We start from the raw sequence: 20,088 nt of genomic DNA, 5'->3' as shown, positions 1-20,088 counted from the left end.
GTAACGGCCCCGATCCCCGGGGTTGCACAGCCCCCACCACAAGGGAACGCTGACCTGCTGCGCCTGAATGTGAGCCGTTCCGTCCCGGGAAGGGCTCACATCCGGAACACAGCAGAGCGGCGATAAAAGCCTCCACGCTGCGCCATCGGCCCGCCACCCCGCAAGGGGCCAAGCATGCCCAGGCCCAGTCAGGCGGCACACCATGCTGGCCAATAACGAGGAGACATCATGAACACTGCCGTTCCCGCAGCCGGCGCCAAGGCGCCAATGACCAGGGAGGAAAAGCGCGTCATTCTCGCGTCTTCCCTGGGCACCGTTTTCGAGTGGTACGACTTCTATCTCTACGGGTCGCTCGCCGCGATCATCGCGGTTCACTTCTTCTCCGGGGTCAACCCCACCGCGGGCTTCATCTTCGCCCTCCTCGCCTTTGCCGCCGGCTTCGCCGTGCGTCCCTTCGGCGCCCTCGTGTTCGGCCGCCTGGGTGACCTGGTCGGCCGCAAGTACACCTTCCTCGTCACCATCGTGCTGATGGGCGCCTCGACCTTCCTGGTCGGCATCCTGCCCACCTACGAATCCATCGGCATGATCGCCCCGATCATCCTCATCATCCTGCGCCTGCTGCAAGGCCTGGCGCTGGGCGGCGAGTACGGCGGCGCCGCCACCTACGTGGCCGAGCACGCGCCGCACGGCCGCCGCGGCTTCTTCACCAGCTGGATCCAGACCACCGCCACGATGGGCCTGTTCCTGTCGCTGCTGGTGATCCTGGGCGTGCGCACCGCGCTGGGCGAGGAAGCCTTCCGCGCCTGGGGCTGGCGCATTCCGTTCCTGATCTCGATCGTCCTGCTGGCGGTCTCGGTCTGGATCCGGATGCAGCTGCACGAGTCGCCCGCCTTCAAGAAGATGAAGGAAGAAGGCAAGGGGTCGAAGTCGCCGCTGAAGGAATCCTTCGGCCAATGGGCCAACCTGAAGCTCGTGCTGCTCGCCCTCTTCGGCCTCGCGGCCGGCCAGGCGGTCGTCTGGTACACGGGGCAGTTCTATGCGCTCTTCTTCCTGACCCAGACGCTCAAGGTGGAAGCCAATTCAGCCAACATCATGATCGCGATCGCGCTGCTGCTGGCGACCCCCTTCTTCGTGTTCTGGGGCTGGCTCTCGGACAAGATCGGCCGCAAGCCGATCATCCTGGCAGGCTGCCTGATCGCCGCGCTGACCTACTTCCCGATCTTCAAGGCCATCACGCACTACGCCAACCCGGCGCTGGAGCGTGCCCAGGCGGAAGCGCCGGTGACGGTGATCGCGGACCCGGCCGCGTGCTCGTTCCAGTTCAATCCGGTGGGCACCTCGTCGTTCACCAGCTCGTGCGACATCGTCAAGTCCTTCCTGGCGCGCAACTCGGTGAACTACGACAACCAGGCGGCGCCCGCGGGCACGGTGGCCAAGGTCCGCATCGGCAAGGACGAGTTCGAGTCGTTCGAAGGCGCCGGCATGGACAAGGCAGCCTTCACCGCCCGCTCGGCCGAGCTGAACAAGTCCCTGACCCAGTCCATCCGTGACCACGGCTATCCCGCTGGCGCGAATCCAGCCGAAGTCAACAAGCCCATGGTCGTATTCTTCCTCTTCATCCTGGTGTTGTACGTTACGATGGTCTACGGCCCCATCGCCGCCATGCTGGTGGAGATGTTCCCGACCCGGATCCGCTACACCTCGATGAGCCTGCCGTATCACATCGGTAATGGCTGGTTCGGCGGCTTCCTGCCTCCGGTGGCCTTTGCAGTCGTGGCGGCAACCGGTAACATCTACGATGGCTTGTGGTACCCGATCATCATCGCCTTGATGACCCTGGTGGTAGGCGCCCTCTTCGTGCGCGAAACCAAGGACAACGACATCAACGCGTAAATCGACGGTCCCCCGCCGGGTGGCACTGCTGCGCCCATCCGGCTTTCAGGCCCCCTTTTCCTGAAAAGGGGGCTTTTTTTGGCCCTGGCGTATTTTGCGGACAAGTTGCATCCAATAGGATTTTCGCCAGGCCGCATATTGGCCTGACCGCCGCGCCGCCGTTCAGGCGGAATTCAGACGCGCGGCAGTAGACTTCGTTCCAGAGACATGCACCGAAACCCCGGTTGCCACGAATGATCCCCAAGGTGGGAACCGGCAGCATCTGTTCTCTGGCACCTTTGTCGCGTCCCCGCGAGCCTTTATATGCGCGGCATCGTGTGTTCCCCCTGACGGCCTGGCTGGATTCAGCCGGGCCGCTTTTTTTTGGTGTGGGATAGGTCCCCCCCGAGGCGCTGCGCGCCCCCCCCCCAGGGGGGCGACGCTGGCGGACCGGCGAAGCCGGCTCCGCTGCGTCCCCGCTTCCTGAGGTACTTGCCTGCTCCTGCATGATCTCGGCTGACCGCTTTGGAGCACCGCTGTCAACGGCTGTTGCGGAAGTGTCCTGGGGTCGGGTTGCCGGCTCGTTATAGAATCTTCCCTTTTGCCCAGCGCCTGCCATGTGGTTCAAGAATCTCAAGACTTATCGCCTTACCTCCGCCTGGAAACTGTCCGCTGAAGAGTTGGAGGCCAAGCTTGCGCCTGCGGCCTTCGTGTCGGGCAACGCCCTGGAAATGCAGACGCTGGGCTGGGTGCCCGTGCGTGAGGACGGTCCCCTGGTGCATTCGGTAAGCGGCCAGATGCTGCTGTCGCTGCGCACGGAAAAGAAGCTGTTGCCCACGACCGTGGTCAACCAGGTTGCCAAGGCGCGCGCCCAGGAACTGGAAGCGCAGCAAGGCTTCAAACCGGGCCGCAAGCAGATGAAGGACCTGAAGGAACAGGTTTTCGATGAGCTGCTGCCGCGCGCCTTCAGCATCACGCGCGACACCCGCGTGTGGATCAATCCCACGGGCCGCTGGCTCGTCATCGATGCGGCGGCTTCGGCCAAGGCCGATGAAGTGCTGGGCCTGCTCGCCAAGTCCGTCGACCCCTTCCCGGTCGAGCCGCTCTACGTCGAGATCTCGCCCGCCGCGGCAATGACGGGCTGGCTGGCCAGCGACGAGGCGCCGTCGAACTTCACCATCGACCAGGACACCGAGCTGAGCGCCGGCGGCGACAGCCGCGCGGCCGTGCGCTACGTGAAGCACACGCCCGAACCCGACGACCTGCGCCGCCACATCGCCTCGGGTAAGCAGTGCACCAAGCTTGCCCTGACCTGGGCTGACCGCGTCTCCTTCGTGCTCACCGAAGGGCTGGACGTCAAGCGCGTCGCACCGCTCGACGTGCTGAAGGAAAACACCGACTCGGCGGGGCTTGCCGAAGACCAGCGCTTCGACACCGACATGGCGCTCATGACCGGGGAGCTCACCCAGATGCTGGACGATCTGGTCGAGGCCCTGGGCGGCGAAAAGAAAGTCTGACGCCGGGCGCCCGTGCACGACAAAAAAAACCGGCGTGAATCGCCGGTTTTTCCATGGGTGCCGGTCAGGCAGGGGGCGGTGAGCCCCCCCCTTTTTGCCTCAGAGCTTTTCCTCGCCCTCGGACTGCAGGCCCTGCCAGGCGCAGCCTTGCCAGCTGCGGCCATCCGCCTGCAGGCGCGCGGCCCACGCATAACGCGCGTCGGCCATCGTGCTCTGGCAACCTTCCTTGTTCAGCACCAACTCGAAATCGGCGCCGCGATACACCAGTTGCTGCCCCACGATCTCGGGCTTGACATAGGCATAGGTGCGCGAAGGCTCACCCTCGGGCTTGAAACGAATGCCGGACGTCGTCACGCCAAAAGCCCAGAACGGCTCCTGGCCGTGGGCCACCCAGACGAAGCCATCCAGGGGCTCTTCGCAACCCGGCCCTTCCGTATGTATGCGCTCGACGCTCACCAGCTCGACGCCCTGCGGGCCACGGCGGCCCCAGCCATCCAGGAAGTAGCTGTCGGTGCCCGGCGCGAATGCATCCAGCTCGCTGCGCAGAGGCGTCTGCAAGGCGGAAGGCGCCGTCTGTCCACACAGCGTCCAGCCCTGTGTCTTGCTGTAGGCGCCACGCAGGCGCTCCACGGGCTCCTGGCTTGCGCTGGGAACCTCTGGCGGCGGAGGCGGGGCCGTGCCCCCTGAAGGCGCCGAGCCGCCAGTGGTGGGCGCCGGCGCGGGCGCCTGGGTGGCGCAGCCAGCCAGCACGAGCACACTGGTGGCGATGAAACTGGCTCGCAGCATGAAGAACTCCCTCTTTCCCATATCTGTAACAGCCCCGATTCTAGCCGCCTCGTTTGACGCGGCAGGTATGGTGTCCTGTCAGCTTGTAACCGCATGCTGGGATGGGGGAAGGCCGCAAGCTACGACCAAGGGGGGCACACCAAAACAAAAACCCGGCCAGAAGCCGGGTTTTTCCTGCTGTGCGCGGCTTGCGCCGCAGCCCGAAGGCTTAGACCAGCTGGATGTTCTTGGCGCTGGGGCCCTTGGGGCCAGCACCGACTTCGTAGCTCACGCGCTGGTTTTCTTCCAGCGACTTGAAACCCTCGACGCGGATTTCCGAGTAGTGAGCGAACAGGTCCTTGCCGCCTTCATCGGGAACGATGAAGCCGAAACCCTTTTCGGGATTGAACCACTTGACGATACCGGTTGCCATGATGTTTTTGCTTCCTTGAATTATGTAGACGCGAGCCTGAAAAGTGCCAGAACGATCAAGGAAGGGAAGGAGAACAACCGACGTACCAACTAGGGCGACTGGTGCACCGAAAACCGCGTCGCTTGACGATCTGCCCGCGAACTATGACGGTGAAAAGCAACAACGTCAACCCCCCGGATAAGATAATTACCCCTGGGTATTGACACCAGCGACGCCCGATGGGTTGGCGGCTGGCAAGGCATCCACCACCTGGCAACCATATTCGACCGCCGCATGGATGGCCTCGCGCGGACTATGCCGACCCTGCCCGTCGGAAAACGCAGGCACTTCGCACTCGATACCAGGCTCATCAGACAAGTCGGCGCGCATGATGCGCAGGCTTGCACGGAACGTCACGCCATCCAGGCCCCCGTCCGACCCGGACAGGACTCGCTCGACGTTCGCCGACAGTCGGTACCCCTTGTAGACATAGTGGTTCGGAAGCATAGGGGCCCCTAGGGAAAAGGACAGCATACCTCCGGAACAAGACAACTGTACGTCCGCACTTCCCCTTGCTTGAGACTAGCGCCGAAAGCTGCTCATTGCTCCATCTGTCAGAACAAAAAGGCGGCAGCACGACGCAATTCGTCTATCTGACGCAACGCTGGCACTGCCAGACAGGCCTCATGCACGCGGCGAACGCCTGCTGTGCCACGGGAAGCGGTCCCCTCCCGCTGGTATAGTCTGCTGCGCAAGCGGACGGGGCGCAGGGCGCCGGACCGCAACTTCTTTCAGGCAGGACACGCATGGACATCGTCAGTACCAAGATCGCCGACGCCCGGGGCGGCGTTGCACTGGAAAGCACCGTGGAAGGCCACGTGATCAGCACCTACGTCGTCATCAGCGAAGCCGACCTCAACGCCCTCGCGGAAATCGTGCCGGCCGAACAATTCGAAAGCGATGCGCAGATCCATGCGGCCGCCGTCAACAACGTGGACCAGGCCTACGACCAGGTGGGCGAGGTGCTGGAGAACATGGATCCGGGCGACGTGGCCGTGTTCCTGTGCTCGGAAGTCGAGACCTACGATGCCGCGCTCGACGTGCTGGGCTACGACGGCGACCGCACGCCGGCCGGCCTGAACTGAGGCATGACAGGCGCGGGCTGCCCGTGGCCCGCCCTTTTCTGCTGCCGGAACCTCAACGCGCGGCGACCCGCGCCCTGAGGTCATCCAGCACGGGCACCATCGCCAATACGCACAGCAGCGCGGCCAGGGGCAGCGTGGCGATGAACCCCGCATGCTTGAACCCCCAGGCGCCGGCCAGCCCTCCCACGAAGAACAGGGCCACCAGCGCGCTCAGCACCCGCAGCTTGCCGCGGTTGGCGCGCACCATCGTCGCTTCGTCTCCTCGCGCAACGTTCCAGTAAAACAACTTGCCCAATTCGATGCCGATGTCCGTGACCATGCCGGTGATGTGCGTGGTGCGGATCTCGGACCGCGACACCTTGGTCACCATCGCGTTCTGCAAACCCATGATGAAGCACAGCAGCAGCACCGTCGCGGGCAGGAACAACTGACGGAAGGTATCCAGGTTGCCGCCCAGCAGGCCGAAGGTCAGCAGCAAGCCCGCCTCCAGCATCAGTGGCAAGGCATACTCACTGTGCAAGCCGGCGCGACGCGCCCAGTTGACGAGCAGGGCGCACACGGCGGCGCCAGCAATGAAGGAAGCCAGCGCCAGGCCCCCCGCCATGAATAGCGTCACCGCGCCCAGCGCCAGGTGATCGGCCATGGCGGACACGATGCCGGACATGTGAGAGGTGTAATGCTGGACCGCCAGGAAGCCGCCCGCGTTGGCCGCGCCGGCCACGAAGGTCAGGTAATAGGCCAGATGCCGATTGGCCTCGGGGCTGCGCTCACTCGCGGTGAGACTGCGCAGATAGGAAAGGGACATAGGGCGAGCCACCTCTTGCCCGGGCCTGACGGCTTGCCGGATGCGGGCATTCTACGCCCAAGGCTGCATGCTATCCTCGCACCACCTTCACGGGCCCGGAACCTGGCAAGCGGACCGCAACGATGAACGCTCCCACGCCCCCCTCCTTCCCTGCGCCTGCCGGCCGCCAGGTTCCTGTGCCACCAGGAAGACACCCGGCTCCATTTCCGGCGCGTGCGCATCGTCCACGCGGACCGCGCATGGCGCGTGCAGGGGTGAAATGACGACCGCCTGGCCACCGCTGGCCCATGCGCTCGTGGTGGCCGCCACCCTGCTGGCCGGCGCCTGCCCCACCCCCGCGCTGGCTGGCGACACCACGCCGCTGGAACGCGCGATCATGGCAAGCGATGTCGACGCCTTGCGGCAGGCGCTTGCCCAGGCCACGCCCTCGGACACCGACACGGCGCGGCCCCGGCCACTGCTGATGCGGGCCATCACCCGGCTGGACGCCGCGCCGCCTGCCGCGCGCGAGCCCGCCCGCGACATCATCCGTGTCTTCGTCGCGCAGGCCAGGGTGCCCCTGGCAGAGCCGTTCCAGAGCGTGTTCGGCGGCCCGATCGGAATGCCCACGACGTGGATCGCCCGCATCGCCGGCGAACGCGACTTCGCGCTTGAATTGGTGGGCATCGCGCCCGTCGAGTCCCGCTGCGCGCTCCTGGTCGACATGGCGAGGGACGGCCACGACGGACAATGGGAAAACGCCACGGCGGGCCTGGCCCTCGTGACTGCGCCGCAACGCGCCTCGCCGGCCTGCCGCGCGCTTTTCGATGTCGCCGTCCCGCACGCGCGGGGCGGCCGCATCGAGCGGCTCGACGTCTTGTTTTCCGCGGGCCTGCGGCCCGCGCCGGCGCAAGCCGTCGCGCTGCTGCAGGCCTTGCCGGCGCAAGACGCTGCCAAGCCCCTGCTCGCGCGGCTGGTGGCGCAAACCCCTCTCGATGCACCGCTGGATCACGCGGCGCATTGGACGCAAACGCCTCAGCCTCCCACACTGTTCGCCTTCCTGCTCAAGGTCTCCTTGCAGCGCATCGGCAGTCCGCTGCAGGCCATGCTGGCCGAGACGCCGGCGTGGCAGGCGGCGCTCTCTGCCCACGCGCCGCACCCACAGGCATGCACCCAGGAGAATGTCAGCGAGGCCGCCGGCGCCTGGCGCGCCACCGTGCCGCCGGACCTGTCCGCGGGCCCGGCAACGCCCGACCCCGTGCGCATCCAGCGGCAGGCAGCCACCCGCTGGCTGGTGACGCACTGCGATGCCACGCGCATCGCAGCACTGCCCTGGCCGCAGATCATCGGCCAGGGCGGCGGCGATCTCGCCACCGTGGCGCTGGCGCGCCACGCCCCGCTGGCCGATCCCGTCGCGGCATTCGAGGCGGCGGCTTGCGTGGGCGATGCCGAGTTGTCCTTGAGGCTGCTGGAACAGGTGGCGCCGGACCAGGCGCTGGCGCGCTACCTGGGCTGCCTGCCGCCCTTGGAGGACGAGGCAAGCCCGGCGGCGCCGCGCGCCGTGCTGTCCGCCGTGCTGGCGCGGGGCGCCGACCCCCAGGCGCCCCTGGCCGGCGCGACGCCACTGGCGATCGCCGCCGCCTTCGACCGAGACGACGTCGCGCGGGACCTGAGGCAAGCTGGCGCGACCGACCAGGCCATGTTCGGCGAGGCGGGCGAATTCTGGCTGGCCCGACGGCTGCTCATGGCCGCCGGACTCGCCACGCCCAGCCTGCCCTACCAGGAAGAGGCAGGCGCTGAGACGTGGCGCTCTCCCACGCAGGCCCTCCACCTGGATGGCAGCGACATGCCGCAATACGCAATCTGGGAATCGTGCGGCGGCGTGAACTGCGACATGGCCGTCCTGCGACGTGCCGGCAAGCGGTGGCAGGTCATCCTACGGGAGGCGGGCGGACTGGAAACGCTTGCCACGCGCCATGAAGGCTGGCTGGACCTGCGCGTTCACGTACGGGCGGCGGCTGGCCTGTACCGGCACACCCGCTATCGGCACGATGGCGCCCTTTACCGGGCAGCGGCTTGCGAGGAGACGGATTATTCGGCGGGCGACGGCGAACCCGTCATCCGCGAGGTGGCGTGCGAAGCGCCCCGGACGGAATGACCCTTCCTGCCATAGGTTGACACATACCTGACGGTATCCGTAGCGGCGCTACGGACTCAACACCCGATGAACCTCATCGGGTGTTTTGCATTGTAGAGACAGGTGCGGGCGTTCGGCGTTGTAGATATCGACAGACTGGCGGACCATCGTTCTGGCTTGTTCGAGATCTGCTGGCCGTTGCAGCAGGAACTCACCCTTGTGGATGCCATTGACCCGCTCGGCCAGCGCATTCTGGTGGCAGTCGTAGCCGTCGGTCATCGAGCATCGGATACCATGGCGCCGATGCAGGCGCTGGTAATGCTCCGAGCAGTATTGGATGCCCCGGTCCGAGTGGTGCACCAGCGGTTGCGTCGATCGGCGCGAGCTACAGCGCCATCTCCAGCGCACGCCGCACGCCCTCTGTCTGCAAGCTGTCGTGCACGTGATAGCCCACGATCTTGCGTGAGTAGGCATCGGTCACCAAGCCCAGATACGTGCAGCGATCCGCCGTGGGCAGATACGTGATGTCGGCCACCCAGACCTGCTCGGGCGCTGTCGGCACCACCGGGCCGGGGGCACAGCTTGCAGAGGCCGCGGCGATGCATTGATGCGCGCGAGGCAGTCCACAATAACCTGTCGCCATTTCCACCAACGAGGTGGCTTTGCTTTATGGCCATTGACGTATGACTCAAACACCCCCCTCCGAACGCACACTGCTAATCGACGGCGCCCGCATCGAGGGAATAGCGGACTTCTATGCTGAAATCAATCGCGTCTTCATGGCGCAGGAAGACTGGGAACTGGGCGCCAGCCTAGATGCCTTGGACGACATGCTCTATGGAGGGTATGGCGCCGCGAAAGGCAATGCGCCGGTAAGGCTGCGCTGGCTGAATGCCGAGCGCAGCCGTGCAAGGCTGGGGATCGGCGCCACACGTGCCCACTACCTCGATAAATTGGCCCGCCCTGACACCTTCAACCACCAGCACTGGCTGGGAGCGCTGCATGCCTTGGAGGCCGGCCACGGTCCCACGTACTTCGAGCAAATCTGTCGGGTCATGGCCAGCCATCCTCGCTTCACGCTTGAACTGGCTTGAGCAGTCGCCACGTGACTCAACAGCACATATAAGCGCTGGCGCTTACACCGCCGTCTCCGCCAACCACTGCCCATCGTCCGCACCAGCGGCCATGCGCAGCGCAGAATCATGGGCGCGTACGGTCATCAACAAGAACGGGACAGTCTGCGCCCGCCAGGCCCAAGGCGAAACCCGCCGCGACCAGCGCATCGCGCCACACCATCTCAGCTACGAGGCCGTCGCCCACTTCGTCGGTCCGAGGCTCGCGCCAATAGCGGCGCGAGGAATCGCCATCCAGTACTTGCCTCAGACCGCGGCGGTGACGATGATCTCGATGAGGATCGCCGGGTCGGCCATGTCGACCTGGCACGTCGCCCGGGCGGGCGCCGCGCCCTCGGGCAGCCAGGCCTCCCAGACGGCATTCATGTCCTTGAAGTCGCGGGAAAGATCCTTCAGCCAGATCTGCGCGCTCAGGATCCGAGATTTGTTCGACCCGACCGTCTGCAGCGTCTGTTCGATATCCGCAAGCGCCTCGGCGGCCTGTTGCCGAAGACCGCCGGCATAGTCTTTCGCCACCGAGCCGGCCAAGTAAGCCACGCCGTTGTGGACGACGACATGCGACATCCGGGCATTCGTATCGATTCGTTGGATATCGGTGTTCATGCTGTTTACCTTGTAAGAGTTGCCGATTCAACGGCGAATTCGTCCGGAACGGACACTGGAGATGGGTGCAGTGGGCTGCTGCGCAGGCTTTGCCTGGTGGCTTGGTCGTAGGCATGCCCCAATTGCAGCACGCCGAAGTCGGCATGATTGCGACCGATGATTTGCAGGCCGGCTGCCTGGCCACGTGCATTGAACCCCGCCGGCACGCTCAGTGCGGGCAACCCCGCCATGGTCGGCCCCACGACGACCTCCATCCATCGATGGTATGTGTCCATCTCGACACCGTCGATGGCGCGGGGCCAATGCGTCTCGGCGTCGAACGCATACACTTGCGTGCTCGGCAGCACGAGGTACTCGTACTGCTCGAACAAGCGAGCCAACGCATTGCACCAACGCGTTCTCGCGATCGACGCCCGCGCCACGTCCATCGCTGTCAAGGCCAAGCCCCGCTCGATCTCCCAGATGGCCTCCGGCTTCAATTGGGCACGTGTCTGCGCGTTTTCATAGAGAGCGCCGTAGGTGGCCGCCACACCGTAGCTGCGCAACACCAGCCAGGCCTGCCACAGGTCGTCCATGGAGAAGTCGATGGCGACGTCCTCGATCTCGCACCCCAGCGCCGTGAATCCGGCCAGCGCGCGGCGACTGTGGTCCATCAAGCCCGGCTCTGTGGCCAGATATCCCTCGTAGTCGCCCAACCAGGCGATTCTGCAACCCCGGAAGTCGCGCGCTAGACCGTCGATCGTTGCCTGCAAGGGCTCCTTGATCGACAGCGGCGCGCGAGCATCGTAGCCCGACTGCACCGCCAGCAACTGCAGCATGTCCGGGATATTGCGCGCCATCGGTCCCTCGGTGCTGAGCTGCTGCGAAAAGCAGTCAGCCGCCGGTCCGAAAGGCACCCGGCCATAGGATGGACGCAGGCCGAAGATGTTGTTGTAGGCGGCGGGAATGCGCAGCGATCCCATCTGGTCGCTGCCATCGGCCACCGGCAGCATGTGCAAGGCCACCGCCACGGCTGCCCCGCCACTGCTGCCCCCTGAGGTCAGGCGCGGATCCAGGGCATTCCTGGTGGCGCCGAACACCGTGTTGTAGGTTTGCGCGCCCAGTCCGAACTCCGGCACATTGCTGCGCCCGACAAAAATCGACCCGACGGCACGCATGCGGGCGTATACGATGGAATCGGCTGTGGGCGTGTGCGCGCGATAGATAGGAGACCCCTTGGTGCTGGCCATGCCTGCCACCGCCCCCAGGTCCTTGGGCGCTTGCGGAAAGCCATGCATCCAGCCGCGATCGATGCCCGCAGCCAGTTCAGCGTCCAAGGCCGCAGCTTCTCGCAGCAGTATTTCCTCGTCGCGCAGGCTGACCAGCGCATTTACCGTGCCGTTATGGCGTTCGATCTGCGCCAGGTAGGCGGACATGACTTCCACGCAAGACACTTTGCGCGCGTGTATCAGACGCGACAGCTCCGTCGCGTCCAGGTTGATGATGTGCGTCAAGACTTGCTCCGTCATTCGATCTTGATGTTCGCGCGCTCGATGACGTTCTTGAGCCGGGCCTGCTGGGCCTCGATCAGCGGGAGCACAGCCTCGCCTTTCATGTAAACGTCTTCGATGCCATTGGCGAGCAGGGCCTGCTTGATCTCGGGCAGCGCCATGACGGCCTCGACTTCCTTGCCCAATCGTTTGACGATTGCGTCCGGCGTGCCTTTGGGCGCTGCGATGGCAAACCAGGTATAGAAATCATAGTCAGCAAAGCCCGCGGACTCGACCGTCGGCGTGCCAGGCAATTGCGCCGACGGCTGGCTGCTGGTCACAGCCAGTGGAACGACCTTGTTCCCTTTGATCATGGGGAGCGCAGCCGTCAGGGTGTCGAAGCTCAGCGGGATTTGATTGCCGATCAGGTCACTCATGCCGGGGGCACTGCCCTTGTAGGGTACGTGTACCAGGGAAATCCCAGCCTGATAGGCCAACGCCTCGCCCGCCAAGTGAGGCATGGACCCGTTGCCGAAAGAGGCATATGCCAAAATGCCGGGTTTACTCTTCGCCTCGGCCACAACGTCCGACAACGTGCTAAAGCCGGTTTTCGGATTGGTCATCAACACCAGCGGCATTTGGCCCGTGTATGCAACGTACTCGAAGTCCTGAGCCTTGTAGGGGAGCGACCGGTAGAGCAGCGGATTGACGTTGAACGTCGAGGCGCCGCTGATGAGCAGCGTGTAGCCATCCGGTTTGGATCTTGCGACGAAAGCCGTGCCGATCGAGGTGTTGGCGCCGGGCTTGTTGTCGACGATCACGCTTTGGCCCAGGCGGCCTTGCAGTTTTTCCGCGATCAGCCGGGCAATCACGCTGTTCGAACCGCCGGCTGCGGCAGGCACGACCAGCGTAATGGGGCGTGCGGGGTAGGATGCCTCTTGCGCCTGTACGGATAGCGCGCAGCAAAGCAAGGGAACGGCCATTGCAAACGACGGGAAGATACGCATGGGATGCCCTTTGATGCGTGAGGTGGGATGGAAAACACGAATGGGCGGCGCGCCAGGGATCGCAGATCCATCACAGCAGGCCGAAACGACACATTTTCAATATCATTTACCGCAATGCAATTCATAATACCGAAAATAATTTGCCCACGCCAAGCCCCGATGCACCGGTGTTTTCCCGCTTGTCAGTTGCGGGGAAGTGGAGTAAATGATGATTGAAGATCACCGCGCGCGCGTCCAGGCTTTGGACAAAGCCCTGGACGTGCTGGAAGCCTTCGATGCACAGACACCAGATCTGCGTGCCAGCGAGATTTCGCGGATCACCGGCATGGGCAAGAGCGGCACGCAGCGCACGGTGCACACGCTGCAGCGTTGCGGCTACCTCAAGCGGGATCCCAAATCCAGCGCCCTCTCGCTGTCCCCTCGATGCGCGATTCTTGCGAACAGCTACCTTCGAGGCAGCCGCCTCATCGACCTCGCGATGGTGCATCTCGTTGCGCTCAGCGCAAAAACCGGCCTCCGGACCGACCTCTGGGCGCCGATCGACGACGACGTCATCAACATTGCGCGGGTGCCTGCGCAGGCCACCACCGCGGCGCTCGCCCCGATCGGGGAGCGCAGGAAAGCGGCCGGCTCCGCCATGGGGCGCGTCATCCAGGCAGGCCTGCAGGCCGAAGCGGCGCTGGACGAGGCGCCAGCGGATTCAAGGCCAGCGGCCGAATTGCATTGCCTGGATCTGGGCGAGACCACGCCCCGCGAGGCCACATTCGCAGCGGCAGTGACCGGTGCCGACGGACGATGCATCGCCGCGGTTTCCGTCTCTGGCCCCACCCGCGGCTTCGCCACGGAGGAACAACGCCAGCGCATCGTCGAGGCGGTCACGGACACGGCGCAGTTACTCTGCGACCTGCGCATCGACACCTGGGCGCGCACCTTTGTCCAGACCGTCCAGCCGCCCATGCCGGAGATGGTCGAAAGCACTGACGACGACCCGCTGTTCATCTCGTCCGTGGCGCGCGGCCTGCGCACGCTGGAAGCGTTTTGTGATGGCCCGATAGAACAGACGCTGACCAGTCTGCGCCGCGCCACCGGGTATCCCACTCCGACCCTGCAGCGATTGCTCGCAACCCTGGCGACACGCGGCTACGTGGACCGGAATACGCGCCACAAGACCTTCCGGCTTTCGGTGCGCACCCTGGACTTGGTCTTCAAGATGCAGATGGGCGATCACGCCCTCAAAAGCATCTGGCCCCGTCTCTTGCGCCTGCGAAACGAGAGCGGCCTGCGATGCACGTATTGCGTCCGGGATGGCGTCAACACCATCCATCTGCTGCACGTTCAGAGCAGTCCCCAGGCCGATTTCCGCACAGCCCACCTGGGCCGTCGATTGCCGGCGGTCAGCAACTCCGGCGGACTCGCCTTGCTCTCTAGCCTGGAGGAGGCGGCGCTCGATCGTTTGCTGGAAGGCTACGTCGTGCAGCCGATCACGGATCACACCACGACCGACATGCGTCTCATCCGGGAAGAGATCCGCAAGACACGCGTGCGCGGCTACGCGTATACCGACGAACAGTCGATCGCCCACGACACCAACATTGCCGCGCCGGTATTCCAGGGCCAACAGGCCGTCGGCGCCTTGGTGGTTTCAGCTCCCAAGGCCGACTGGAGCGTCGAGCGGCTGGAACGGGAGATGGTGCCGCTCCTGCTCAAGTACGCTCGCGACCCCGCGTAGACGGATGCGCCGGCTTTGCGGTCCGCATCGCCGCAAGATCCCGCTAGACGCCGCCTTGCGGGGAGGCAAGGTCGGCGAGCTCCGAACAGACCCAGAGCACCACGGCGTCCTCGTCTCCCGTGGACACCAGGGCATGTCCCATGCCGCTGTCGTAGTAGACGCTGTCGCCGGGCTCGAGCGCCAGCGGCTCATAGAACGCCGAATGAAGGGTCACGCACCCGCTCACGAGGTAGATGAACTCTTCGCCGCGGTGCGTCGGCAGGCCGGCAAACTCCTTGACACTGCGCGCCTTGACGACCGTGATCAGGGGCAGGAAGGCCTTGCCGGAAACGTCCGCGCACAGGGCTCGATAATCGTACTGGGGAGTCGTATGGCGCGGGCCCTCTCCCGCGCGGGTGATCCCTCGGCGGCCGATTGGCGTATCCGCCAGGGACGAAGAAAACAGCGCCGCAGGCTCTACGCCCAGTCCCGACGCCAGGGCGACAATCCGCTCATAGGTCGGGGAGAGCTGGCCGTTCTCGATTTTCGACAAGGCGGACTGGGATATTCCGGTCCGATCCGCCAACTGCTGCAGCGTGAGCGCGCCGCGCTTGCGCAAGGCGCGCACTTTTTGGGCAATCACGCTCAATGGCACTTGCGCGCCCCCCTCGACAGACACGCACGCCACGCGTGCAGCCCTTTGCCGGGGCCGGCCCCCATCTGACGCGGCGGCCAACGACCGGACGCCGCGCCAGCGCAGGCATCTTCGTCAAACTCATCCCGTCGTCGCATAAACCGGCTTTCCGCTCCCGTAGGCAAGGCATTGATTTTCTCATAGGCCGGCGCCGCTTCCCAGGCAGGCAGCGGTTCACGCGCAGGCGGCCTGCCCGGTCAGCCTGCCGGGTAAGCGAGCGAACCGATGGCGACCCGTGCGGCGGCCAGATCCCAGGCAGCCGTGCCCACGCTCTTGAGCACAACGGGCCCGGACTCGGCACCGTTGATCAACGCATCGGCCAGCGGGCGAACACGGCACCAGTCTATGTTCGCCCTAATGAGATCGCCTGCCTCATGGCGAGCGCCGTCCACATCGTCCGCGTAGAGGACGCTTTGCAGTATCGCGGGACCGAGTTCTGCCATGTCGGGTTTGAACGCGCCGACGCCGATCACGAGCCGCTCGCGGGAGGGAGCCTCGTCATACACCACTTCCTTGCTGGTCGTCACCGTGACGACGACTTCCACCGAAGCCGGGATGGCAGCCGGGCACGGAGCGATCCTTGCCTCACCTTGCCGATGGGCGTTGCAAAAATCTAGCTCTTCCTCGCGGCTACGACCCCGCACGAGTATCTCGCAGCCGGGATACAACGCCTGGAAACCCGCCACATGGTAGGACGCTTGCGTGCCTGTACCGATGATCAGAGTTTGGCCAGGGGTTCGTTGGAGGAATGTCTGAACGGCAAGCAGCGAGATCCCTGCCGTGCGTCTTCCGGTCACTTCCGGTCCGTCGAGAAACAGGATCGGTTTGCCGGTCTGGGCGTCGCAGACCGTGACAACGCCCTGGATCGTCGGCATGCCCCTCTGCAGGTTTGCCGGCTGCACGTTCACCAGCTTGTGGATGCTGATGTCCGGGGCGCTTGCCGGCATGCTCAGGGAGATGCCGTCGCCGTGCAGGGGCACCCCGATACGCTCAGGGCTGTGGACCAGGCCTTCGCCATTCTCCCGGACCGTTTTCCCCAGGGACCGGACGAGTTCATCGAAGGGAATCAGGGCTGCCGTTTCTTCGCGGGTAAAGAAACGCGCCGGCCCGTCCAGGATTCCCCGGGGAAGCGGTACAGTCAACATGAGAGATCCAATAGGAATGGAAAACAAGAAACTACAAAACTAGAATTCCATGCATTCTAAGATAAAAATATTCGTATAGGAATAAAAATATCGGGAAATGTTCCAAAAAAGGGCGGCGCATGGCCCTCGCTGCTGGAGCGTGACGGGGCCTGGCCGGTCGGCGACCTCCCTGTACGAGTCCCTCCTGCCCCAAGCAACCCGTCCACGGCATACCCGGCTGCCCGGCTGTTTCATCGGCGTGGACGTCTTCTGCGCGGGCCTGGCTAGCCGTCTTGCCGGCAAGTGGGCTGAGCCTGGCAGCCAAACATTGATGACGCAATGCGTGGATCGCAACCTTGATGAGCAGGAAACAAAAAAGCCGCTTTCAGGTTTCCCTTCGAGCGGCTTTCTTGCAAGGCAACTGGCGTTGCCGAATTTGGTTGCGGGGGCAGGATTTGAACCTACGACCTTCGGGTTATGAGCCCGACGAGCTGCCAGACTGCTCCACCCCGCGTCTGAGAAAAGAAGTATACATCAAATTGAAATACCTTGCTGGGCGACCGGGTGGAACACGCCATCGGCCGGCCCGACGGCTGCGGCATACATCAGGCGGCGCCTGCCAATGGCTGCCCCGCCGGCTGGCGCCAGACCCGCGCCATCCCCGCCACGATCAGCATGGTGAGCAGCACCCTGCCCACCAGCACGATCCAGAAATCGGCGCCCAGCGCGATCATGAGCAGCGTGTCCTCGATGAGCGAATGCGACAGTGACAGCCAGCTCAGGGCCAGCAGGCGCGTGCGCGGCGAATAGCCTTCGCGTGCCGCAGCTTCGATGATGAGTGCGCCGCCGTACGTGAGCCCGAGCAGCACGCCCACGGTCGTCACCGGGGCCACCCGCGCCTCCAGACCCGATACCCGCAGCACCGGCACCATCAGCGCGGTGATGCGCCGGGTCAGGCCGATGCGCTCGAACACGTCCAGCAACACCAGCAAGGCCACGATGATGAGATAGGTGGTGCCCAGCGACACCAGCGTGCCCTGCGCCCAGGCCAGGTGATCCTGGGCGGCGCGCTCGCCCGCCCCCGAGCCTTGCAACCAGGCCAGCGTGGCCGATTGCTGCAGGATATCCAGCGCGGCGCACAGCCAGGACACTGCCGCGCCATACAGGGCCGCCGTCCCGACACGCAGGGCACTGGTGAACCAGAAGCTGGCGCCGGCACGGCGCACGATGGCCTGCTCGACGGGAATCGCATGGGCGAACAGCATCATGGCCGCCAGCGCGCTCAGTTGCGCGACGGTCAGGTCCATGACGGCCGCCAGGCCGATCAGCGCGCCCAGGCCGGCGTAGATGCCCGCCACCAGGCACGCCATCCAGACCAGGCCTGCCTCGGGCGGCAGATTGAACACCTGCATGATGGGCGCCAGGGCCTGCCCCGCCAGTTGCACCAGCCCCAGCGCTTCCCCGACTCGGACCGCGATCAGCACCGGAAGCATGACCTTGAGCAGGGTCAGGAACAGGCGCAAGCTGCGGCGGCACAGGCCGGAGAGATAGGCGGGCATGAAGGGAAAAGGCGCAGGAAAGAGAGGCGGCGCAACAGCGGAAATGGGCGCGCCGGGCAATCGCACACTGTACTCCAGCCCAGCCGGGCTGGCATCCGTGTGCGAGGGATATGTCGCAAGCGTCCGACACAGGGCCTGCCGCAGTCGTATGATAGGAGGCTACGCGCGCCAGTCGACGCGCGTCCCCTTTTCCTAGCGGTGACTTGCGACCATGTTAGACGTATCCGGCAGCCTTTCCGTCCCTTCCGTTCTCGATGCGGACGCGCCCTCCCCGGCTGCCACCTCCCCCTACCTGAGCGCACCGGTGGTGCGCCCGCTGAGCGAGATACTGCCCGACGACCCCCTGCTCATGATGGGCGCCGGCCCCGTGCCCATCCCCGATGCCGTGGCGCGCGCCAACTCGGTGGTCATCAACCACCTGGGCACCACCATGTCCACCATCATCACCCAGGTCAAGGAGATGGCGCGCTACGTCTTCCAGACCCGTTCGAACTGGGTGCTGGGCGTCGCGGGCCCAGGCTCGGCAGCCATGGAAATGGCCATCAGCAACCTGGTGCGTCCGCAAAGCAAGGTGCTGTGCGTGGTCAACGGGTTCTTCAGCGCGCGCATGGCCGAAATGAGCCGGCGCCTGAACGCCGATGTCGCCATCCTGGAAATCGACGGCCACCGCGCCGCCACGCTGGACGAGGTCGAGGCCGCCCTCCTGGCCCACCGGCCCGAGTGCCTGACCATCGTGCAGGGCGAGACCTCCAACACCGTCTTCAACCGCGAGCTGCCCGCCATCGCCAGGCTCGCCAAGCGCCATGGCTGTCTCGTCATCGTCGACGCCGTCTGCACGCTGAGCACCATGCCGCTGGACATGGACACCTGGCAGATCGACGCCGTCATCACCGGCGGCCAGAAAGGCCTGTCCTCGATCCCCGGCGTCTCGCTGATCGCTTTCTCCGACGAAGCCTGGGAGCGCATCGCGCAACGCACCGACAGCAACAGCCACTGGTGCCTGGACGCGCGCCTGGCCACCAACTTCTGGCACAAGGGGTCGTACCACTACACCGCGCCGGTCTCGGGCGTGCTGGCCTTGCACGAGGCCCTGCGCCTGGTCTGCGCCGAAACCCTGCCTGCCCGCTTCGAACGCCATGCCCGCTGCTCGCTGGCCTTGCAGCAGAGCATCGAGGCCATGGGCCTGCAGCTGTTCGCCCCCACGGCTTCGCGCCTGAATTCGGTGGTGGGCATCGAGGTGCCCCGCGCGCTGGACAACGGCCAGGTGTGCGCGCACATCTCCGAGCGCTATCACGTCGAGATTTCTGGCTCTTTCGGCTTGCCCGTGGTGCGCATCGGCCAGATGGGTGAACAATGCCGCTCGCACAACCTCTTCCGCACGGTGCACGCGCTGGGGTCCACCATGCGCGACCTGGGTGTGAAGGTCGACCTGCCCACCAGCATGGCGGCACTGGAAAAAGGCCTGCAGATCCCGGCCCACCGCGGCATCGCGCCCGGCGCGATCTGAGGCACTGCCTGGCCCGGGTTCACCGGGCCGGCGCGCGCCCTGCCTGGACATGCATTCAGGCGGGCGCGCCCTCTTCTTCAGCATCCTCGGCGGGCGCCGCTCGCACCACGATGCGCGTGCCCTCGCAATCCACGATCTGCCCCGCGCGGATCTTAGCGGTCTTGCGCGACTCGATCTCGCCTCCCACCCGCACACGGCCCTCGGCAACCCACTGCTTGCCCTCGCCGCCGCTGGCACACAGGCCGGCCAGCTTGAGCAGTTGATTGACTTCGATGTAATCGCCTTGAAGCGTGAATTCGATGAGGGGCATGCGCAGGACAGGAAAAATGGGAAAGCGCGCGTCAGCGGCGCGCGTGGAGACGGCGCGCCATCAGGGATGCGCAGAAGGCAATGACGAGGGTGAACAGCAGCGCCGCACAGGCCAGCAGCGGCGCATAGGACGCGGCCCCTTGCGGGCCGCTGGCATGGGCCAATCCGTAGGCCCCGGCCGCCGAGACGACGGCCAGCACGGCACAGGCCCGCAGGCTGGCGCCCACCGTGCGTGCGCGCCCGGCCAGGGCGCCGCCAAGCATGGCAGCCACCACCACGGCCACCATGCCAAGAAAGAGGAATTCGAGCGTGTCGGTCGCCATGTGCGGGGAGCATCCGGAAA

General features: G+C 65.2%; 18 protein-coding genes, 1 tRNA gene and 2 pseudogenes. 7 read left to right on the top strand and 14 right to left on the bottom strand.

The genetic code is table 11. The features are described from left to right. Positions 1-267 precede the first annotated feature (267 nt). Both ODI_RS10115 and ODI_RS10110 read left to right on the top strand, forming a co-directional pair. Positions 268-1,893 carry an MFS transporter gene (locus tag ODI_RS10115; protein WP_408635943.1) on the top strand — a complete coding sequence of 542 codons (1,626 nt, stop codon included), beginning with the start codon at positions 268-270 and terminating at the stop codon, positions 1,891-1,893. A gap of 596 nt (positions 1,894-2,489) precedes the next feature. Then, positions 2,490-3,389, top strand: a complete 900-nt coding sequence (locus tag ODI_RS10110; RefSeq protein ID WP_067759975.1) for a recombination-associated protein RdgC — start codon at positions 2,490-2,492, stop codon at positions 3,387-3,389. 99 nt (positions 3,390-3,488) lie between these two features. Here ODI_RS10110 and ODI_RS10105 read toward each other — a convergent pair whose 3' ends face one another. The 3 genes from ODI_RS10105 to ODI_RS10095 all read right to left on the bottom strand — a co-directional run bounded on the left by ODI_RS10105 (position 3,489) and on the right by ODI_RS10095 (position 5,073). Next, the gene (locus ODI_RS10105; RefSeq protein WP_067759977.1) at positions 3,489-4,175 is read right to left on the bottom strand and encodes a COG3650 family protein; all 687 of its coding nucleotides are present in this window, start codon (positions 4,173-4,175) and stop codon (positions 3,489-3,491) included. A gap of 208 nt (positions 4,176-4,383) precedes the next feature. Continuing rightward, positions 4,384-4,587 (bottom strand): cold-shock protein, encoded by a 204-nt coding sequence (locus ODI_RS10100; protein ID WP_067759980.1) that lies wholly within the window; start codon positions 4,585-4,587, stop codon positions 4,384-4,386. A gap of 186 nt (positions 4,588-4,773) precedes the next feature. After that, a complete protein-coding gene (locus ODI_RS10095) occupies positions 4,774-5,073 on the bottom strand; it encodes a hypothetical protein (protein WP_157929747.1) in 300 nt (99 codons plus the stop codon). Positions 5,074-5,372: 299 nt separating this feature from the next. On the opposite strand from ODI_RS10095, the gene ODI_RS10090 reads away from it, so the two are divergent. Then, positions 5,373-5,711 (top strand): hypothetical protein, encoded by a 339-nt coding sequence (locus ODI_RS10090; RefSeq protein ID WP_067759986.1) that lies wholly within the window; start codon positions 5,373-5,375, stop codon positions 5,709-5,711. Positions 5,712-5,775: 64 nt separating this feature from the next. Here the strand turns inward: ODI_RS10090 and ODI_RS10085 are convergent. Next, a pseudogene (locus ODI_RS10085) lies at positions 5,776-6,516 on the bottom strand (YoaK family protein); the annotation flags it as partial. Between the two features lie 259 nt (positions 6,517-6,775). Between ODI_RS10085 and ODI_RS10080 the strand changes: the two are divergent. Continuing rightward, on the top strand, positions 6,776-8,653 hold the full coding sequence (locus ODI_RS10080) for a hypothetical protein (RefSeq protein WP_067759990.1): 1,878 nt from the start codon (positions 6,776-6,778) through the stop codon (positions 8,651-8,653). Between the two features lie 48 nt (positions 8,654-8,701). On the opposite strand, the pseudogene ODI_RS10075 reads toward ODI_RS10080, so the two are convergent. Beyond that, a pseudogene (locus tag ODI_RS10075) lies at positions 8,702-9,206 on the bottom strand (IS3 family transposase); the annotation flags it as partial. A gap of 109 nt (positions 9,207-9,315) precedes the next feature. On the opposite strand from ODI_RS10075, the gene ODI_RS10070 reads away from it, so the two are divergent. Further along, positions 9,316-9,726, top strand: coding sequence for a barstar family protein (locus tag ODI_RS10070; protein ID WP_067759993.1), 411 nt, complete (start codon positions 9,316-9,318; stop codon positions 9,724-9,726). A 285-nt stretch (positions 9,727-10,011) separates the two neighbouring features. Here ODI_RS10070 and ODI_RS10065 read toward each other — a convergent pair whose 3' ends face one another. Genes ODI_RS10065 through ODI_RS10055 form a run of 3 tightly spaced genes read right to left on the bottom strand, consistent with a single transcriptional unit; the run spans position 10,012 to position 12,844 of the window. Beyond that, positions 10,012-10,368: a RidA family protein gene (locus tag ODI_RS10065; protein WP_067759996.1), complete on the bottom strand. Its 357-nt coding sequence runs from the start codon at positions 10,366-10,368 to the stop codon at positions 10,012-10,014. A 5-nt stretch (positions 10,369-10,373) separates the two neighbouring features. Then, positions 10,374-11,876, bottom strand: a complete 1,503-nt coding sequence (locus ODI_RS10060; protein ID WP_067760000.1) for an amidase — start codon at positions 11,874-11,876, stop codon at positions 10,374-10,376. Next, entirely contained in the window at positions 11,873-12,844 is a 972-nt protein-coding gene (locus ODI_RS10055; protein WP_067760006.1) for a Bug family tripartite tricarboxylate transporter substrate binding protein, read from the bottom strand. Before ODI_RS10055 ends, ODI_RS10060 begins: the two co-directional genes overlap by 4 nt. Before the next feature lie 205 nt (positions 12,845-13,049). Here ODI_RS10055 and ODI_RS10050 point away from each other — a divergent pair, with 205 nt between their 5' ends. Then, positions 13,050-14,573, top strand: a complete 1,524-nt coding sequence (locus ODI_RS10050) for an IclR family transcriptional regulator (RefSeq protein ID WP_082985534.1) — start codon at positions 13,050-13,052, stop codon at positions 14,571-14,573. Between the two features lie 43 nt (positions 14,574-14,616). On the opposite strand, the gene ODI_RS10045 is transcribed toward ODI_RS10050, so the two are convergent. From ODI_RS10045 to ODI_RS10030, 4 genes are all read right to left on the bottom strand, one after another. Beyond that, positions 14,617-15,195, bottom strand: coding sequence for a helix-turn-helix domain-containing protein (locus ODI_RS10045; protein WP_231968250.1), 579 nt, complete (start codon positions 15,193-15,195; stop codon positions 14,617-14,619). A 248-nt stretch (positions 15,196-15,443) separates the two neighbouring features. After that, positions 15,444-16,391, bottom strand: coding sequence for a bifunctional Delta(1)-pyrroline-2-carboxylate/Delta(1)-piperideine-2-carboxylate reductase (gene lhpI / locus ODI_RS10040; protein ID WP_067760012.1), 948 nt, complete (start codon positions 16,389-16,391; stop codon positions 15,444-15,446). A gap of 416 nt (positions 16,392-16,807) precedes the next feature. Further along, a tRNA-Met gene (locus ODI_RS10035) sits at positions 16,808-16,884 on the bottom strand. Between the two features lie 91 nt (positions 16,885-16,975). Further along, complete coding sequence (locus ODI_RS10030) at positions 16,976-17,929, bottom strand: nucleoside recognition domain-containing protein (RefSeq protein WP_067760015.1); 954 nt, start codon at positions 17,927-17,929, stop codon at positions 16,976-16,978. Between the two features lie 349 nt (positions 17,930-18,278). Here ODI_RS10030 and ODI_RS10025 point away from each other — a divergent pair, with 349 nt between their 5' ends. Next, on the top strand, positions 18,279-19,436 hold the full coding sequence (locus ODI_RS10025) for a pyridoxal-phosphate-dependent aminotransferase family protein (RefSeq protein ID WP_231968249.1): 1,158 nt from the start codon (positions 18,279-18,281) through the stop codon (positions 19,434-19,436). 55 nt (positions 19,437-19,491) lie between these two features. On the opposite strand, the gene ODI_RS10020 is transcribed toward ODI_RS10025, so the two are convergent. Beyond that, positions 19,492-19,746 (bottom strand): RNA-binding S4 domain-containing protein, encoded by a 255-nt coding sequence (locus ODI_RS10020; RefSeq protein WP_067760018.1) that lies wholly within the window; start codon positions 19,744-19,746, stop codon positions 19,492-19,494. Between the two features lie 31 nt (positions 19,747-19,777). Beyond that, complete coding sequence (locus ODI_RS10015) at positions 19,778-20,068, bottom strand: hypothetical protein (RefSeq protein WP_067760021.1); 291 nt, start codon at positions 20,066-20,068, stop codon at positions 19,778-19,780. Positions 20,069-20,088: the final 20 nt, after the last annotated feature.

This window comes from Orrella dioscoreae (assembly GCF_900089455.2).
In the GTDB taxonomy this organism is placed as follows: Bacteria; Pseudomonadota; Gammaproteobacteria; order Burkholderiales; family Burkholderiaceae_B; genus Orrella; species Orrella dioscoreae.
The sequence above is the reverse complement of the archived record's forward strand: the minus strand, read 5'-3'. Positions and strand labels throughout refer to the sequence as shown.

Bases quoted from the DNA above. Each gene is read 5' to 3' on its own strand.
- ODI_RS10115 (WP_408635943.1), top strand. From the start codon at position 268: ATGACCAGGGAGGAAAAGCGCGTCATTCTCGCGTCTTCCCTGGGCACC.
- ODI_RS10110 (WP_067759975.1), top strand. From the start codon at position 2,490: ATGTGGTTCAAGAATCTCAAGACTTATCGCCTTACCTCCGCCTGGAAA.
- ODI_RS10105 (WP_067759977.1), bottom strand. From the start codon at position 4,175: ATGCTGCGAGCCAGTTTCATCGCCACCAGTGTGCTCGTGCTGGCTGGC.
- ODI_RS10100 (WP_067759980.1), bottom strand. From the start codon at position 4,587: ATGGCAACCGGTATCGTCAAGTGGTTCAATCCCGAAAAGGGTTTCGGC.
- ODI_RS10095 (WP_157929747.1), bottom strand. From the start codon at position 5,073: ATGCTTCCGAACCACTATGTCTACAAGGGGTACCGACTGTCGGCGAAC.
- ODI_RS10090 (WP_067759986.1), top strand. From the start codon at position 5,373: ATGGACATCGTCAGTACCAAGATCGCCGACGCCCGGGGCGGCGTTGCA.
- ODI_RS10080 (WP_067759990.1), top strand. From the start codon at position 6,776: ATGACGACCGCCTGGCCACCGCTGGCCCATGCGCTCGTGGTGGCCGCC.
- ODI_RS10070 (WP_067759993.1), top strand. From the start codon at position 9,316: ATGACTCAAACACCCCCCTCCGAACGCACACTGCTAATCGACGGCGCC.
- ODI_RS10065 (WP_067759996.1), bottom strand. From the start codon at position 10,368: ATGAACACCGATATCCAACGAATCGATACGAATGCCCGGATGTCGCAT.
- ODI_RS10060 (WP_067760000.1), bottom strand. From the start codon at position 11,876: ATGACGGAGCAAGTCTTGACGCACATCATCAACCTGGACGCGACGGAG.
- ODI_RS10055 (WP_067760006.1), bottom strand. From the start codon at position 12,844: ATGCGTATCTTCCCGTCGTTTGCAATGGCCGTTCCCTTGCTTTGCTGC.
- ODI_RS10050 (WP_082985534.1), top strand. From the start codon at position 13,050: ATGATGATTGAAGATCACCGCGCGCGCGTCCAGGCTTTGGACAAAGCC.
- lhpI (WP_067760012.1), bottom strand. From the start codon at position 16,391: ATGTTGACTGTACCGCTTCCCCGGGGAATCCTGGACGGGCCGGCGCGT.
- ODI_RS10030 (WP_067760015.1), bottom strand. From the start codon at position 17,929: ATGCCCGCCTATCTCTCCGGCCTGTGCCGCCGCAGCTTGCGCCTGTTC.
- ODI_RS10025 (WP_231968249.1), top strand. From the start codon at position 18,279: ATGATGGGCGCCGGCCCCGTGCCCATCCCCGATGCCGTGGCGCGCGCC.
- ODI_RS10020 (WP_067760018.1), bottom strand. From the start codon at position 19,746: ATGCCCCTCATCGAATTCACGCTTCAAGGCGATTACATCGAAGTCAAT.
- ODI_RS10015 (WP_067760021.1), bottom strand. From the start codon at position 20,068: ATGGCGACCGACACGCTCGAATTCCTCTTTCTTGGCATGGTGGCCGTG.